The organism is Rhodoferax ferrireducens (genome assembly GCF_049302455.1).
Taxonomy (GTDB): Bacteria; Pseudomonadota; Gammaproteobacteria; order Burkholderiales; family Burkholderiaceae_C; genus Rhodoferax; species Rhodoferax ferrireducens_B.
Genome location: NZ_JBAQMD010000039.1, coordinates 25,278 through 40,399 on the forward strand (window position 1 = coordinate 25,278; position 15,122 = coordinate 40,399).

The window sequence follows — 15,122 nt, forward strand, 5'->3', positions numbered from 1 at the left end:
GGTTTGCAAGAGTGCTTAAACGCAAACCGGATTTGTCGGCCCGTTGCTGAAAAATACGTTGAAAATCAACAAGTTAAGTTGTTAAAGGCAAAGCCAAATGATCTTTTCTCCGCCCTGCAATCCAGCACCGAGCGCGTCGATACCGAATTCCAATCGGCGCGCGGTGGTGTGGCCAACACCCAGGGCGGCACCATTGTTTTGGGCGTGGCCGAAAAGCCCGCCCGCTTGGTGTGGAAGGGCGTGCCAGATGCCGCGCGCCCGACAGCGTCGGCGTGGATGATGGGGCCATTAGGGGCAACCCTCAGGTCCAATTCATCTAAAAATGTTAAGCTATAACTAAACAAATACACTATTTGACCGAAATCACGGTAGATGACTTCGAGCAAGGGGTGTTGCCAGCGCAGGGCAGGTTCAAGGTGGCATCGCCGTGCAGTGACCCAAAGCAAAGAAGTTCGGCGGCGGTGTTCGAAGTAGTTCAGGGCATGGATAAAAGTGATCAGCGCCAGGCATTGGCAGGGCTCAAATATCTGCTCAAGCTGGCGCAAATGGGCAAGCCGTTTGGCCAACTGCTGGACAAGAAGACGGTGCATGAAGCGTTTGAACCGTTTTATTGTGAACTGACCAAACGCGATGAGACGGTGTGGCGGTACCGGCATGGCGATATTCGGATTTTGTTTTATTACGCTGTAGACAAGGTGGTGCTGCTGGCGCATACATTGCCCAAACGCACGGACAAGCTCTCTGCAAAAGAGAAAAATATTGCCAAGCAAGCGGTGATTGACTTTTTGGAAGCATCCCGATCTGAAGCCGGTATTCAGTGGGTTAAATGAAGTGAGATGACTATGGAACACAAACCTCTTTTTGGTGACTTGATTGCCGCGCATGACGGGTTGGCTGAAGAGCTGAAATCTGTTGATGTCGCGGCTGACTTGGTGCTTCTGCTGCACCATGCAGGCAAGTCGCGCGCGGAGCTTGCGCGTGCCTTGGGCTGGAGCCGTGCGCGTGTGACGCAGGTGTTGTCTGGGCGCGAGAACCTGACGGTGCAAACCATTGCGGCAATCACACGGGCGTTGGGCTACACCTTTGACACGGTGTTTCGCGAGTCGGCAGCATCGGCACCCGCGCAGCCCTGGGAGGCACAAGCAACGCTGACGCTTGAAATGCGTGATGAACCGGACCTCGCTCAGTGGATGAGCCGCAAAACCATGAAGCCGATGGCAAGCCAGTTCAGTGGTGCCCAGGAGGTTTTGCTGATTGGTGCGCAGCTGGATTCATCGAATCACGAGTACATGTATCAGGAGATGGCCTGTGCAGCTTAGCCCCTTGCAGCTTTTGGAGTACACGTTTGACGGTGTTTCCGTGACTTTGTGGCGCAGCACAACCCGAATCTCACGCGCGCGCAGAAAAAACACCTGAAAGAGTCCGCCCTGCGCGGCTGGGAACTGGTGCAAAGCACGGCGCGCCTGGCCGCCATGAACATGATGCTGCACGGCATTGGTTCCGACAAATCGGTGCCCATCGTGGTGGCCGACGCGTTGGCGGCCGACCCGGGCGAACGCTTTGACGTGGTGCTGGCCAACCCGCCCTTTGGCAAGAAGAGCAGCACCATGATCACCGGGGCTGAAGGCAAAGTGAGCACCGAAAAAGATGTCATTGAGCGTGACGATTTCTGGGCCACCACGTCCAACAAACAGCTCAACTTTGTGCAGCACATCAAAACCCTGCTTAAGCAGCATGGCCGCGCGGCGGTGGTGCTGCCAGACAATGTGCTGTTTGAAGGCGGCGCGGGCGAGACCATCCGCAAGAAGCTGCTGCACGAGTGCGATGTGCACACGCTCTTACGCCTGCCCACCGGCCTGTTCTACGCCCAGGGCGTCAAAGCCAATGTGGTGTTTTTTGAACGCAAGCCCGCGTCTGAGACGCCATGGACCAAGAAGCTGTGGATTTACGACCTGCGTACCAACCAGCACTTCACACTCAAGACCAATCCGCTCCGGCGCGAGCATCTGGAAGAGTTCGTCAAGCTGTACAACCCGGCCAATCGGCATGATCGCAAGGCAACGTGGAGCGCCGAGGTCAATGCCGCGGCAGGCACGAGCCCGGATGGGCGCTGGCGCGTCTACGACTACGCCGACCTGATCGCCCGCGACAAGGCCAGTCTGGACATCTTCTGGCTCAAGGACGATTCACTGCTTGAGAGCGACAACCTGCCGCCACCCGACGTGATTGCGCAGGAAATCGTGGACGATCTGGAAGCGGCGCTGGAGCAGTTCCGGCTGATTGCGGGCGACTTGGCGGCCGAGTCCGAGCAGTTGGCCTGACAACGCTATTCCTTCGGCTTCCAGCGCTTCAGCAACAGCGCATTGCTCATCACACTGACCGAGCTCATCGCCATCGCCGCCCCGGCCACCACGGGGTTCAGAAAGCCCAGCGCCGCCAGCGGAATGCCGGCCACGTTGTAGGCAAAGGCCCAGAACAGGTTTTGCCGGATTTTGGCCACGGTGCGGTCGGAGATGTCCAGCGCGGCCGCCACCAGGCCTGGGTCGCCGCGCATCAGCGTGATGCCGGCGGCGTGCATGGCCACATCCGAGCCGCCGCCGCCCGCGTTGGCCATCGCCATGCCGACATCGGCGGCGGTCAAGGCGGGCGCGTCGTTGATGCCGTCACCGACCATGGCCACGGTATGGCCCCCGTTCTTGAGCGCCAGCACCTGCGCGGCTTTGTCGCCGGGCAGCACCTCGGCGCGCACTTCGCCACTCTCAGGGCGAAAGCCCAGACGCCGCGCCATCGCCTCAGCGGCGCCCTGGTTGTCGCCGGAGATCATCACGGTCTTGATCGAGCGCGCGCGCAAAGCGGCCACGGCGGCCTGGGCGCCGGGTTTGGGTTCATCGGCAAACGCCAGCAGCGCCAGCACATCAATACGTTCGGTACTTTCCGCGTCGGCAACAGCTCGGCGCCGCGCCAGTAGCGACACGGTGGCACCGCTGCCCTGCAGCGTAGCGGCGGGCGCTGCCAGTGCGCCCCAGTCCACCCCCAGTTCGTCCATCCAGCGCAGGCTGCCGATCAGGTAGCTCGGTTGCGCTGCCTCGTTGCCATCTGTTGCGCGCAGCTCGCCCTCGGTGCCGCGCCCCGGCACGGCCCGCACATTCACGGGCGGATGGATGGCCAGGCCGCGCTCGCTGGCCGCCACCACCACGGCGCGCGCCAGCGGGTGTTCGCTGCCGCTTTGCAGGCTGGCCGCAGCGGTCAGCAGTGTGACTTCATCACCACCCGCCACGGCTTGAAATGCCGTCAAACGCGGCTGGCCCACGGTCAGGGTGCCGGTCTTGTCAAACACCACCACGTCCACCTTGTGTGCCAGTTCCAGCGCCTGCGCGTCCTTGATCAAAATGCCGTACTTGGCCGCGACACCGGTGCCCGCCATGATCGCGGCCGGCGTGGCCAGCCCGAGCGCGCAGGGGCAGGCAATCACCAGCACCGTCACGGCGTTGATCACGGCCACTTCAAACGGGTGGCCGCTCAGCCACCAGCCCAGCAGGGTGATCAGGGCAATACCCAGCACCACCGGCACAAACACCGCACTGACCTGGTCGACCAGGCGCTGAATCGGCGCTTTGGCGGCCTGCGCGTCTTCGACCAGGCGGATGATGTGGGCCAACACCGTCTCGCTGCCGACCGCCTTGACCTGCATCACGATGCGGCCGTCACCGTTGATGGAGCCGCCAGTGAGCGCCGCGCCGGGGTCTTTGACGATGGGCAGCGGCTCGCCGGTCAGCATCGATTCATCAACCTGGGTTTGACCCTCTTGCAGCAGGCCGTCCACCGGCAGGCGCTCGCCGGGTTTGACCACCAGCCGGTCGCCCACCAGCACCTCGGCCACCGGCACATCCACTTCGCCGTCGAGGCCGATCAAATGCGCGGTGGCCGGGCGCAGGCCATGCAGCGCCCGAATCGCCGAGGTGGTTTGCCGCTTGGCGCGGGCCTCTAACCATTTGCCCAGCAGCACCATGGTGATCACCACGGCCGAGCCTTCAAAATACAGGTGCGCCATGACCCCAGGCGCGGCGTTCAGCCACAGCCACATCGACAGTAGCCAGCCCGCCGTGGTGCCCAGGGCCACCAGCAAGTCCATGTTGCCAGCCAGATTTTTCAGCGCGTGCCAGCCGGCCTTGTAAAAACGCGCACCGAGAATGAATTGCACCGGTGTGGCCAGCGCAAACTGCAGCCAGGTCGGCAGCATCCAGTGCCAGCCCACCAGGTTACTCAGCATCGGCAGCACCAGCGGCGCTGACAGCGCCAGGCCAATCGCCACCGGCATGAAACCCGCCCAGGGCGAGGCATCGGGCGCGTCGATGGTGGCGTCCGCCGCCAGCGGCTCGTAACCCGCATCACGCACCGCCCGGCGCAGGCGCGCCTCCATTTGCTCGGTCGGCGCGTAGGCTATGCGCGCCGATTCGGTGGCCAGATTGACCGCCACACTTTGCACGCCAGGCACTTTTTTCAGGGCGCGCTCGACCCGGCCTACGCAGGAGGCGCAGGTCATGCCGCCAATGCCTATGTCCAATGAACCAGGGGAGATCGCGGGGGCTGCAGCAGTATTCATAAGTCCAAGCGTAATCCTTCCCATCATGGCAAGGTCAAGTCCTGAAATGCATCATTTGACCTTCCCATGGTGGCAAGGTTCAGGATATGCTCTTTACCATTTAAAGGAGTCTTTCCATGAAGCAAACATTTACGGTTACCGGCATGACCTGCGGCCACTGCGAAAAAGCCGTCACCCGTGCCGTGAAACAGGCTGACCCGCAAGCCGAGGTCAGCATCGACCGCGCCGCCAACAAGGTCGACGTGCAGTCAGAACAGCCGCGCGAGTTGCTGGCCCAAGCCATTGCCGAAGAAGGCTACACCGTCGCCGCATGAAGATGACCCTCCCGGCGCCGATCGAGGCCGCCACGCTGGAGGGCACGCTTTGGCCGGTCGCCATTGGCGTCGCGGCGCGCCTGTCCAATGTGTCGGCCAAGATGGTGCGGCACTATGAATCGCTCGGCTTGCTGGCCCCGGTGGCGCGTACTGACAGCGGTTACCGGCAATACAACGCGGCCGACGTGCGCACCCTGCAGTTCATCAAGCGCGGGCGCGATTTGGGGTTTTCGATGGCCGAAATTGCCGAACTGGTGGGCCTGTGGCGTAACCGCCAACGCGCCAGCGCCAGCGTCAAGCGCATTGCCCAGAAGCATGTGAACGAGCTGGCGCACCGCATCGAAGCCATGCAGGCGATGCAGCGAACCCTGACCGCCCTGCTGGACCACTGCCAGGGTGATGAGCGACCCGATTGCCCGATACTGGACGATCTGGCGGGCACTTGTTGCTAGTATTTTTATAGCGTATTGTCCATATTTCACGGGGGGCTAAGGCCACTTTTTATCATGAACATATGCTCTGTCAGCCGCAAGCCAGCACAGCCGCAAACGCGATGATGGCCGCCGCCCTGCGACCGATAGAACTCTATCCCGCGCTGGCGCAAGTGCAGCCGACCCTGGCCGAGTTGGGCCCGGGCGTGGCGCCCGTGAGCGTGCCGGCCGGCACCGTTTTATTCAGTGAAAACACGCCCTGCCGGGGCTTTCCGCTGGTGCTGGGCGGCGAGATCAAGGTCTCGCGCAGTTCGGGTGACGGCCGCGCGCTGGAACTGTACCGGGTCGTGCCGGGCGAGTTGTGCCTGGTGTCGTCGAGCTGCCTGTTTCGCTCACAACCCCTGTCAGCCGACGGCATCACCACCAAAGCCAGCACCCTGATGCTGATTGCGCCCGACATTTTTCGGCGCTGGCTCGAAACCCCGGCTTTTCGCAACGAAGTGCTGGGCCTGTTTGCCGAGCGCATGGCGGACCTCACCAGTTTGATTGACGCGGTGGCGTTTCACAAGCTTGACCGGCGCCTCGCCGCCGCGCTGCTGGGCCACGGCCAGCAGCGCAAGGTCACGCACCAGATGCTGGCCGATGAACTGGGCACCGTGCGCGAGATCGTGACCCGCTTGCTGCGTCGCTTTGAGCGCGAGGGCTGGGTGACGCTGGGGCGCGAGCAGATTCAGATCGTGGATGGCGCCGCCCTGCGTGCGCTGGGCAACTGAACGTCGTCTACCGGCAGGTTGCGTGACTTTTGTCACAGACACAGACGCTGACCAGGTGCCTAATCCAGCCTTCTCAAACCCTGACAGGAGTTCCTCATGAAAACAAACGAAGGCGGCATTGACCGCATCTTGCGCATCGTCGCGGGTTTGGCGCTGATTGGCCTGACACTGACCGGCACCATTGGCGCCTGGGGCTGGATAGGCGTGGTGCCACTGGCCACCGGTCTGATTGGCTGGTGTCCGCTGTACACCATGTTGGGCATCAATTCCTGCTCGATGAACAGCAAAAGCTGACGTTGGGGTCACCGAGCCGGGCCGGACGGTATGCCCGGTGCCGAAGCCATCAGGGCGCGGGATCGATCCGTGTCGTCACGTAAATGTCCCAGACCGCGATAAACATCGCCGCAATCGCCGGGCCGATGACAAAACCGTTGATGCCAAACACCACCATGCCGCCCAGCGTGGTGATCATCACCACGTAGTCCGGCATGCGTGTGTCCTTGCCGACCAGAATGGGCCGCAGCAGGTTGTCGATCAGTCCGATCACCAGCACGCCCCAGGCGCACAGCGCAACGCCTTGCCAGATGGCACCGGTGACGAAGAAGTAAATTGCCACGGGCAACCACACCAGTCCGGCGCCAACTGCCGGTAGCAGCGACAGAAACGCCATCAGCACAGCCCATAACAAGGCGCCGCCGACGCCCAGAAACCAGAACGCGATGCCGCCGAGTGCACCCTGAATGACGGCCACCAGCAAATTGCCTTTGACCGTAGCCCGGATCACGGTGGTGAACTTGCTGATCAATTCCTTTTTATGCTCGGGTGCCAGCGGGACCGCGTGGCGCAGGGCGCGTGCCACACTGTCGCCATCCCGGATCAGAAAGAACGCCAGGTACAAGGTGATGAAAAGGCTGGTCACGAATTCAAACGTGATCTGGCCGATGCCCATCGCTTGCGTGGCGAGGAACTGGCTGCCTTGCGCCAGCGCGGCGATCAGGCGACGTTGCAGGGCGGCGAAGTTGACCAGCCCGAAACTGTCCAACAGCGCCGTCAGCCAGTCCGGCAGGGCGTCGAACAGACCCTGGAAGTAAAGCGATGGATTGAGCTCACCCGACTGCAGGTGCTGATAGACCAGGGCGGCTTCGCGCGCCAGCGCGGCGGTCAGCAGCGCAAACGGCAGAATAAGGAGCAGCAGCACGAGCAGGAGCGTCAGCAGCGCGGCTGGCGTGCGCCGCCATTTGAGCCGCGCCAACAGCCGCCGGTACACCGGCGTGAACAGCAGCGCGATGATGGCGCCCCACATGATGGTGCCGTAGAACGGCAGCAAGATCCACCCCAGTGCGATGGAGACGGCGACCATCAAGGGCAAAAGCGCCTGGTTTTTGAACGAGGCAGACACTGGATTGTCAGAGGGGTTCATCGGGTATCTCGGGAGCACGCCGGGAGCGGCGACAGCCATCGTAGCAGCGTCACGCTGGCTGTTGCTTGTGCCCTTAACTGGAAACCTGACTGAGCTTTTCCAGCAATGCCTTGGCAGCGGGTTCGGACGACGCCGGGTTTTGCCCAGTGATCAGCAGGCCGTCGGTGACCACGAAGGCTTGCCAGTCGGCCCCTTTCGAATAGTTGCCCCCGTTTGCCTTGAGCATGTCTTCCACCAGAAACGGCACCACTTGGGTCAGCCCGACAGCCGCTTCCTCGGTGTTGGTAAAGCCTGTCACGGACTTGCCGTGCACCACCGGCAGGCCGTCAGCCGCTTTGGGGTGTCGCAACACGGCGCTCGCGTGGCAGACGGCGGCGACCGGTTTGCCGGCCGCCAGCGTGGCTTCGATGAGCGCGATGGAGTAGTAGTTTTCGGCCAGATCCCATAGCGGACCATGACCGCCGGGGTAAAACACGGCGTCGAAATCAGCCGCCGATAACTCGCGCAGCGGATGCGTGCTGGCCAGCAGCGCCTGGGCGGCGGGGTCTGCCTTGAAGCGGCGCGTGGCTTCAGTCTGCGAGGCCGCTTCATCACTCTTGGGGTCAAGCGGCGGCTGGCCACCCAGCGGAGAGGCCAGTGTGATGGCGGCGCCCGCGTCCTTGAATACGTAATAAGGCGCGGCGAACTCCTCCAGCCAGAAGCCGGTTTTGGCACCGGTGTTGCCGAGTTGGCTGTGCGAGGTCAAGACCATGAGAATTTTTTTCATTTCACTTCCTTCAATGTTGGGGTGAGGTGTTTATTGAATCAAGGAGGGCGCCGCTCAGTCGTTGGCGACGCGCACGATCAGCTTGCCGAAGTTCTTGCCTTCGAGCAAGCCGATGAAGGCCTGCGGCGCGTTCTCCAGGCCGCCTGTGATGTCTTCGCGGAACTTGATCTGCCCGTTGGCGAGCCACTGGCTCATGTCTTTGGCGAACTCGGGGTAGCGATGACCGTAGTCGTCAAAGATGATGAAACCCTGCATGCGGATGCGCTTGGTCAGCAGGGTACGCATCAGCAGCGGGCTGCGGTCCGGACCTTCGGGCAGCGCGGTGGCGTTGTACTGCGCAATCAGGCCGCACACCGGTACACGGGCCGCGGTGTTGAGCAGTGGCAGCACGGCGTCGAACACCTTGCCACCGACGTTTTCAAAATACACGTCGATGCCCTTGGGGCAGGCCGCTGCCAGCAAGGCCGCCAGATCGGGGCTGTGGTGGTCGACACAGGCGTCAAAGCCCAGTTCTTGCACGGCTGAGCGGCACTTGTCAGCACCCCCGGCAATACCCACCACGCGGCAGCCCTTGAGCTTGGCGATCTGCCCGACCACGGAGCCGACAGCGCCGGTGGCCGCGGCCACCACCACCGTTTCACCGGCCTTGGGCGCGCCAATGTCTAGAAGCCCCATGTAGGCGGTGAAGCCGGGCATGCCCAGCACACCCAGGGCGTAGGAGGGGCGTGCCAGGCCTGAGTCCAGCTTGGTCAGGCCGGTGCCATCGGACAGCGCGTAGTCTTGCCAGCCGGTGTAGGCCAGTACCCAGTCGCCGACCGCAAAACCGGCGTGCTGACTGCTTTGTACGCGGCACACCGTCGCCCCGACCATGGTGGCGCCGACGGCGACCGAGGCGGCGTAGCTGGCGGCGTCGCTCATGCGGCCCCGCATATAGGGGTCGAGCGACAGATACACGGTGCGCAGCAGCAACTGGCCCGGTCCGGCCACGGGCACGGCCGTGGTCGCCAGGTGAAAGTTGGCGGCGGTGGGCGTACCGACCGGGCGCGAGGCCAGTTGGACCTGGCGATTCAAAGTGGTGGTTTGTGTCATGTGATTGGCTTTCAAAAAAAATGGAAGGTGGCGGGAGCTTCAGAGCGCGGCTTCCAGCACGCGCCGGCTGACCGCCGGTGTCACGTCACGGTGTTCACCGAGCTGGGTCATGCCGTGTGCTTCGAGTTGGCGCATCACCACGTCAATGGCCTCAGCGCCGAGTCCATAGGCGCTCAGACGGGTGGGAATGCCCATGCGCTCGAAGAAGTCGCGGGTTTGATCGATGGCGGCCGTGATGCGCTCGTCATCGCTGCCATTGCGAATGCCCCATACCCGCTCGCCGTACTGCAACAGCTTGGCGCGTTTTTGCACGCGGCGCTCGTTCAGCATGGCCGGCAAAACGATCGCCAACGTGCGGGCGTGGTCGATGTTGTGCAGCGCGGTCAGCTCGTGACCCATCATGTGGGTGGCCCAGTCCTGCGGCACACCGGCGCCAATCAAGCCGTTCAGCGCGAGAGTGGCCGCCCACATCAGGCTGGCGCGGTCGTCGTAGTCGGGCTCGGGCGCCGCCAGCAGGCGGGGCCCAATGTCAACCAGCGTTTGCAGCAGGCTCTCGGCAAAGCGGTCTTGCAGCGGCGCATTCACCGGGTAAGTCAGGTATTGCTCCACCGTATGCACAAAGGCATCAACAACGCCGTTGGCCAGCTGCTGTGGCGGCAGGGTGTAGGTCTTGGTCGGGTCCAGTACCGAGAACCGGGGGAACAGGTGGCGGCTGCGAAACGGCAACTTGGCTTTGAGGTCACGCCGGGTGATCACGGACCCGTTGTTCATCTCCGAGCCGGTGGCGGGCAGGGTCAGCACCGCGCCAAACGGCAGGGCGGTCTTGATGTTGCGCCCGCCCTGAAGCAGGATGTCCCACGCATCGCCCTCAAACGGCACGGCCGCTGCGATGAATTTGGCGGCATCGATCACCGAGCCGCCGCCCACGGCCAGCAAAAAGTCAAAGCCACCCTCCCGCACTTTTTGCACGGCCTGCATCGAGGTGTCAAAGCCGGGATTGGGCTCAATGCCACTGAAGGTTTCGTGCTGGCGTGTGCCCAGGGCCTGACGCACCTCGGCCAGTGTCCCTGTTTTTTCGGCGCTGGCGCCTCCCACCAGAATCAGGACCCTGGCTTCGGCGGGCACCAGTTTGGCGAGATCGGCGATTCGGTCTTTGCCGAAAACAATCTGGGTCGGGTTATAGAAATCAAAATTCAGCATGGCAATCCTTGTCGTGGGGCTGTGGGCTTGAGGTCAACAAGCAGTTGAAGTAGACCGGTCGGCTAGTAAATTGAAAGAAAAAAATCCGGTTTAACTGTGTCCTCAAATGCGGGGTGAACCGAGCAGCAATTCGGTGCTGCGCAGGGCGTGCTCAAACGGGCTGCCATCGCGGCGCAGCTTGGCCAGCAGGCTGGCACCGAGCCAAAGCTCGTACAACGTCAGGGCGGTCGCGTCGGCCACCAGGGTGGGCGGCACGGAGCCATCAAAGCGGGCTTCTTCCAGGCACTGGGCAATGCGCTGCACGACCCGGTCGGTGCCGTCGCGCAAGGTCAGGCGCATGGTCTCCGAGATGTCGGCCACCTCGGCGCTGAGCTTGACGATCAGGCACTTGGCGCCCGCTTGGGGCTCGCTGCAGCCGTCCGCTGCGATACCGCATTGCGTGACGTTCCAGTAAGACCAATAACGCATCAGACGTGCCCGCGCCGGTGTTCCATCTGCCTTGAGCAAGGCGTCGAGGCGGCTCAGGTACTGGTCCAGGTAGCGAGCCAGCAACTCTTCGCCAAAGCGCTCTTTCGAACCGAAATAATGATAAAAAGAACCCTTGGGTACACCGGCGACGCTCAGGATCTCGGCCAGCCCGACGCCGACAAACCCTTTGCTCGCGATCAGGCGCTCGCCGCAATCGAGGATGTGGTGTTTGGCGCCGGATTGATCAATAAGCATGGCGTGATTATGTCACAAGTAGACCGGTCGTCTAGCGTACTGCCCGTTTCAGCCCAAACATCCCCAGTGAACGCCGGGTTTTCACCGGCGTTCACTGGGAGCGGTCTTTCTCAGCGCCGGGTCAGGCCAGCGCCACCTCGCCGCCCAGCGCCTGCAGCAGATCGGGCAGGAGTCTGCGCAGTTCACCGGTGGCGATGGCCGTGTCGGCGTCAAAGCCATCGTCCTTGCCAGCCGCGGCGCCTTCAAACACAACCTCCAGAAACGTCAGCTTCTTGAGCTGCAAGCCCTCGGTCAAGACAAACGACACGCGGCTGTCCCAGGTCAGCGCCAAGCGGGTCGGCAGTTTGCCGCCCACGACGTGCTGCTTGACTTCTTCATTGTCCAGCGGGTGGCGCGCATAGCGCACCACCGATTTGGATTCATCCGCGGCCTTGAGCTCGCATTCGCGGTCCACCGTGAAGCCCGCAGGCGGCTCCTGGCTGACCAACCACTCGGACATGGCGGCCGTGGGCGAGACCTGCGTGTTGAGCAGCGTCACCGCCAGCCCGGTGAGTGACTTAACCAGTAGCGTCACCACTTCATCGGCCCGTGCCTGGCTGGACGCGTCAATCACCAGCCAGCGCGCCTGCGGATCAAGCCAGATGAGAACCGTGCCCTGCTTGGTAAATGCCATCGGCAAGAGTTCCAGCCGGACGTCATCCTTGAGGTCGCGGGTTTCCTTCTTGCCCGGTTTGCGCCCGGTGCTGGCCTCGATCTGCGCCACCCGTTCCTTGACCTTGCGCGCGACCACCGAGCCCGGCAGGGCGCGGGTCTCCACCATCAGTTTGAGGATCAATTGACCGCCCACAGCCTCCACCAGCGGACCATGCGCCTCGCCGCGGGGCTCGATCCATCCGACGGATTTTTCCTGGGACGCGCCACATTCGACAAAACGGTCGGCTTCAAGACCCTCCTCCATTTGCGCCACGGTTGCCGACCAACCGGCCCCAATTCGATACACGATGATGTTCTTGAACACTTGCACTCTTTCAAAAAAATTCAGTTCCTAAGGCGTTGATCATCCCATCAAATGACGTATCAACTGTGTAACTTAACTTTACAAAACCTCTGTCCGGCCTCATGCAGCCGACACACCGGGGGTAGAAACTTGGTCCAAGCTGATGTGCAAGTTCTGCCTGTCAGACTTACCTTTAAGGAAACACCATGAAATCATTTTTCAAACCTGTTCTGATCGCCAGCCTGTTGGCCACGGCTGGATTTGCCGCTTTCTCACAAGTTCCGGGCGCCGGCCAGGACTGCATGATGGGCCAAGGCGCCATGTATGGCGGCATGCACCACGAGCGCATGGGTAAATTTGACCCCGCCAAAATGCAGGCCAGGATGGACCAGCGCAGTGCCGCCCTCAAGGCACAACTCAAGCTCACTCCGGCGCAGGAGGCTGCGTGGACAAGCTTTACCGCTGCCATGAAGCCACCGGCTGCCATGCTGGCGAATCGCCCGGATCACGCCGAACTCGTCAAGCTGCCTACCCCTGAGCGCATCGACAAAATGACGGCCTTGCACACTCAGCGCATGGCCGACATGACTGCCGCCATGGCCCAGCGTGGGGACGCCACCAAAGCCTTCTATGCTGTGCTGACGCCCGAGCAGCAAAAAGTGTTTGACGCCAGCACCATGCGACACTTTGGCGCGGTCGGTCGCAAGGGGGGTCACATGGGCCAAATGGGCGCGGTTGCACCCAAGCAATAAGGCCGCCAATACCCTGGCGCAGTAAGCCCGGGCCGATATTCGCGTGCAGCGGACGCCGGCCCCTTTTTTTTGCGTCAGCCCAACAGCTTTTTCAGCTCGCCACTGTCAATTAGTTTTTGCAGATCACTGGCGCCGCCGACCAGCATCCCCTTGACGAACACCATCGGCAGGGTAGGCCAACCCGTCCACAGCTTGAGCGCGTTGCGTTGGCGCCAGTTGCTGAAATAATTGCCGTATTCAAGGTAGTGATGCGCGACACCGGCGGCGTCCAGTGCCTTGCGCGCCTTTTTGGGAAACGGGTTCAGGCCCATGCCCACCACCACAACGGCGTGCTTGGCCACCGCCGCCTGCACCTCACGCACAATGCCTTGTTCGTGCGTGGCAATCTTGTCCCGAATGGCGGGGTGAATGTTGGATTCGGCAAGTATCGGGCGCGGCATGGCAATCTCCTGGAGCAGCAAAACTGGCATTATGCTTGGCCCATCTCCACCGTCGGCACCGACCGCGCGCACGCAACAAACCGCCAGAACTCATGCACCTATCAACTTCACCAGCGGCTGCCCCCGCCTTTGCAATGCCCGCCGTGCGCAGCATACCCCTGACCCGGCCCCTGCACTGGCTGCGGCTCGGCTGGCGCGACCTGGTCCGCTGTGGCTGGATCAGCTTGGCCCACGGTCTGGCGCTGGCCTTGGCGGGGGCTGTCATCGTGGCCATCACGTACAACCGTTTTTGGCTGCTGGCCGGGGCGATCTCGGGTTTCCTGGTGGTGGCACCGGTGCTGGCGACCAGCCTGTACGCCTTGAGCCGCGCGCTGGAGCGCGGCGAAATAGCCGATGCCCGCGTGGTGTTAAAAACCTGGCTGAACTGGCAAAACAACCATTTCAACAAATGGGGCAACGACTACTGGTGCCTGGTGCAGTTCGGCGCCCTGCTGGCCTTGGCGGGCACCGGCTGGGTGCTGACCTCGGCGGCTCTCATCACCTTGTTGGCGCCGCTGCCCATCAATAACCCGGTCGACTTTGTCCAGCATGTGATGTTGGCCGACAGTGGTTTTCTGTTTGAGTTGTGGCTGGTGCTGGGCGGCGTGCTGGCAGGACCTATTTTTGCCTCGACAGTCATTACCATCCCCCTGCTGCTGGATCGGCGGCTTGGCCTGCTGCAGGCGGTGCTGACCAGTTGGCGAGCCGTGCTGGCTAATCCCTTGCCGATGGCTTTCTGGGCCGCGCTGATCATGGCTTTGACCCTGCTGGGCATGGCGACTGCTCTGATGGGGCTGGTGCTGGTGATGCCGCTGCTGGGTCATGCGAGTTGGCACGCTTACCGCGATCTGGTGGACGCCTCCGGCCTGCCGCCGCGCGACGTACCGGACCAGGAGGCCAGTTGATGTTCGGCTATTCGGAAGAACAAATCGCTGCTTTCGGCTTGAGCTTTGGCGTGGGCGGCTTCATGCTCTACATGTTGTTCATCATCGGCCATCTGGCCTGGGAATCCAAAGCGGGCAAATTTGGTACTTTTGTCATATTTCTGGGTCTGGCCTTCGGCATGACCGGTTTTGTGGCGAAGTACTTGATCCAGTGGGCGATCGGTATCAAGTGAGCGACAGAAAAATGTCTTTCGTGCCTTCGCCATTTTTGCTCGTCGGGTCTTCCTGGAAACCCATGTCCCTGGCCAATTTCAGCATGCGCTCGTTGTAATCCAGCACGGTGGCCACCAGCCGCTGGGTGCCCTGGGCACGCAGGTAGGCAACCAGCTTTTCCATCAGCAAGCGCCCCAGACCCGTGCCTTTGAGGTCTGAACGCACGATCACACCAAACTCGGCGTCCACGTTGTCGGGGTCGGCCATGGCGCGCGCCACGCCCAGGGTCTGCAACTGACCATCCGGCCCGGTGGCTTGCGCCACAAAGGCCATTTCACGCGCATAGTCGATTTGCACCAGACGCGCGAGCTCGGAGCGTTCGATGTTGCGCCGGGTGTAAAAAACCCGCATACGAACGTCTTCCGGGTCCAGTTGCTGCAAAAACGCCATGTGCAAAGCCTCGTCCTCAGGCCGAATC

At 62.1% G+C, this 15,122-nt stretch carries 20 protein-coding genes; 11 read left to right on the forward strand and 9 right to left on the reverse strand.

Annotated features, from left to right (window positions below):
* The first annotated feature begins 3 nt into the window (after positions 1-3).
* Genes WA157_RS07075 through WA157_RS07090 form a run of 4 tightly spaced genes read left to right on the forward strand, consistent with a single transcriptional unit; the run spans position 4 to position 2,321 of the window.
* Positions 4-336, forward strand: coding sequence for a hypothetical protein (locus WA157_RS07075; protein WP_422620279.1), 333 nt, complete (start codon positions 4-6; stop codon positions 334-336).
* A 17-nt stretch (positions 337-353) separates the two neighbouring features.
* Positions 354-830, forward strand: coding sequence for a hypothetical protein (locus WA157_RS07080; RefSeq protein WP_422620280.1), 477 nt, complete (start codon positions 354-356; stop codon positions 828-830).
* Positions 831-842: 12 nt separating this feature from the next.
* A complete protein-coding gene (locus tag WA157_RS07085) occupies positions 843-1,319 on the forward strand; it encodes a helix-turn-helix domain-containing protein (RefSeq protein ID WP_422620281.1) in 477 nt (158 codons plus the stop codon).
* A 48-nt stretch (positions 1,320-1,367) separates the two neighbouring features.
* A complete protein-coding gene (locus tag WA157_RS07090) occupies positions 1,368-2,321 on the forward strand; it encodes an HsdM family class I SAM-dependent methyltransferase (RefSeq protein WP_422620282.1) in 954 nt (317 codons plus the stop codon).
* Positions 2,322-2,326: 5 nt separating this feature from the next.
* On the opposite strand, the gene WA157_RS07095 is transcribed toward WA157_RS07090, so the two are convergent.
* Positions 2,327-4,603 carry a heavy metal translocating P-type ATPase gene (locus WA157_RS07095; protein ID WP_422620283.1) on the reverse strand — a complete coding sequence of 759 codons (2,277 nt, stop codon included), beginning with the start codon at positions 4,601-4,603 and terminating at the stop codon, positions 2,327-2,329.
* Positions 4,604-4,719: 116 nt separating this feature from the next.
* Between WA157_RS07095 and WA157_RS07100 the strand changes: the two genes are divergently transcribed.
* From WA157_RS07100 to WA157_RS07115, 4 genes are all read left to right on the forward strand, one after another.
* The gene (locus WA157_RS07100) at positions 4,720-4,917 is read left to right on the forward strand and encodes a heavy-metal-associated domain-containing protein (protein ID WP_041789950.1); all 198 of its coding nucleotides are present in this window, start codon (positions 4,720-4,722) and stop codon (positions 4,915-4,917) included.
* Entirely contained in the window at positions 4,914-5,369 is a 456-nt protein-coding gene (gene cueR, locus WA157_RS07105) for a Cu(I)-responsive transcriptional regulator (RefSeq protein WP_422620284.1), read from the forward strand. Before WA157_RS07100 ends, cueR begins: the two co-directional genes overlap by 4 nt.
* 104 nt (positions 5,370-5,473) lie before the next feature.
* Complete coding sequence (locus WA157_RS07110; RefSeq protein WP_422620285.1) at positions 5,474-6,121, forward strand: Crp/Fnr family transcriptional regulator; 648 nt, start codon at positions 5,474-5,476, stop codon at positions 6,119-6,121.
* A 96-nt stretch (positions 6,122-6,217) separates the two neighbouring features.
* On the forward strand, positions 6,218-6,415 hold the full coding sequence (locus WA157_RS07115) for a YgaP family membrane protein (protein WP_422620286.1): 198 nt from the start codon (positions 6,218-6,220) through the stop codon (positions 6,413-6,415).
* 49 nt (positions 6,416-6,464) lie between these two features.
* On the opposite strand, the gene WA157_RS07120 is transcribed toward WA157_RS07115, so the two are convergent.
* The 6 genes from WA157_RS07120 to WA157_RS07145 form a co-directional block, all read right to left on the reverse strand.
* Positions 6,465-7,541, reverse strand: coding sequence for an AI-2E family transporter (locus WA157_RS07120; RefSeq protein ID WP_422620287.1), 1,077 nt, complete (start codon positions 7,539-7,541; stop codon positions 6,465-6,467).
* Between the two features lie 73 nt (positions 7,542-7,614).
* The gene (locus WA157_RS07125; RefSeq protein ID WP_422620288.1) at positions 7,615-8,307 is read right to left on the reverse strand and encodes a type 1 glutamine amidotransferase domain-containing protein; all 693 of its coding nucleotides are present in this window, start codon (positions 8,305-8,307) and stop codon (positions 7,615-7,617) included.
* Positions 8,308-8,361: 54 nt separating this feature from the next.
* The gene (locus WA157_RS07130) at positions 8,362-9,396 is read right to left on the reverse strand and encodes an NADP-dependent oxidoreductase (RefSeq protein ID WP_422620289.1); all 1,035 of its coding nucleotides are present in this window, start codon (positions 9,394-9,396) and stop codon (positions 8,362-8,364) included.
* A gap of 39 nt (positions 9,397-9,435) precedes the next feature.
* Complete coding sequence (locus WA157_RS07135) at positions 9,436-10,596, reverse strand: iron-containing alcohol dehydrogenase (RefSeq protein ID WP_422620290.1); 1,161 nt, start codon at positions 10,594-10,596, stop codon at positions 9,436-9,438.
* A gap of 102 nt (positions 10,597-10,698) precedes the next feature.
* Positions 10,699-11,319, reverse strand: coding sequence for a TetR/AcrR family transcriptional regulator (locus tag WA157_RS07140; RefSeq protein WP_422620291.1), 621 nt, complete (start codon positions 11,317-11,319; stop codon positions 10,699-10,701).
* Positions 11,320-11,440: 121 nt separating this feature from the next.
* A complete protein-coding gene (locus WA157_RS07145) occupies positions 11,441-12,337 on the reverse strand; it encodes a recombination-associated protein RdgC (protein ID WP_422620292.1) in 897 nt (298 codons plus the stop codon).
* A 185-nt stretch (positions 12,338-12,522) separates the two neighbouring features.
* Between WA157_RS07145 and WA157_RS07150 the strand changes: the two genes are divergently transcribed.
* Positions 12,523-13,068 carry a Spy/CpxP family protein refolding chaperone gene (locus WA157_RS07150; RefSeq protein WP_422620293.1) on the forward strand — a complete coding sequence of 182 codons (546 nt, stop codon included), beginning with the start codon at positions 12,523-12,525 and terminating at the stop codon, positions 13,066-13,068.
* Positions 13,069-13,142: 74 nt separating this feature from the next.
* On the opposite strand, the gene WA157_RS07155 is transcribed toward WA157_RS07150, so the two are convergent.
* Positions 13,143-13,508 carry a glutaredoxin domain-containing protein gene (locus tag WA157_RS07155; protein WP_422620294.1) on the reverse strand — a complete coding sequence of 122 codons (366 nt, stop codon included), beginning with the start codon at positions 13,506-13,508 and terminating at the stop codon, positions 13,143-13,145.
* 92 nt (positions 13,509-13,600) lie between these two features.
* On the opposite strand from WA157_RS07155, the gene WA157_RS07160 reads away from it, so the two are divergent.
* Both WA157_RS07160 and WA157_RS07165 read left to right on the forward strand, forming a co-directional pair.
* Positions 13,601-14,452: a DUF2189 domain-containing protein gene (locus WA157_RS07160; protein WP_422620295.1), complete on the forward strand. Its 852-nt coding sequence runs from the start codon at positions 13,601-13,603 to the stop codon at positions 14,450-14,452.
* Positions 14,452-14,664, forward strand: coding sequence for a DUF2788 domain-containing protein (locus tag WA157_RS07165; RefSeq protein WP_011462343.1), 213 nt, complete (start codon positions 14,452-14,454; stop codon positions 14,662-14,664). Before WA157_RS07160 ends, WA157_RS07165 begins: the two co-directional genes overlap by 1 nt.
* Here WA157_RS07165 and WA157_RS07170 read toward each other — a convergent pair.
* On the reverse strand, positions 14,657-15,122 hold a 466-nt coding region (locus WA157_RS07170), incomplete at its 5' end, for a GNAT family N-acetyltransferase (RefSeq protein ID WP_422620296.1). The two genes, WA157_RS07165 and WA157_RS07170, sit on opposite strands and share 8 nt — an antisense overlap.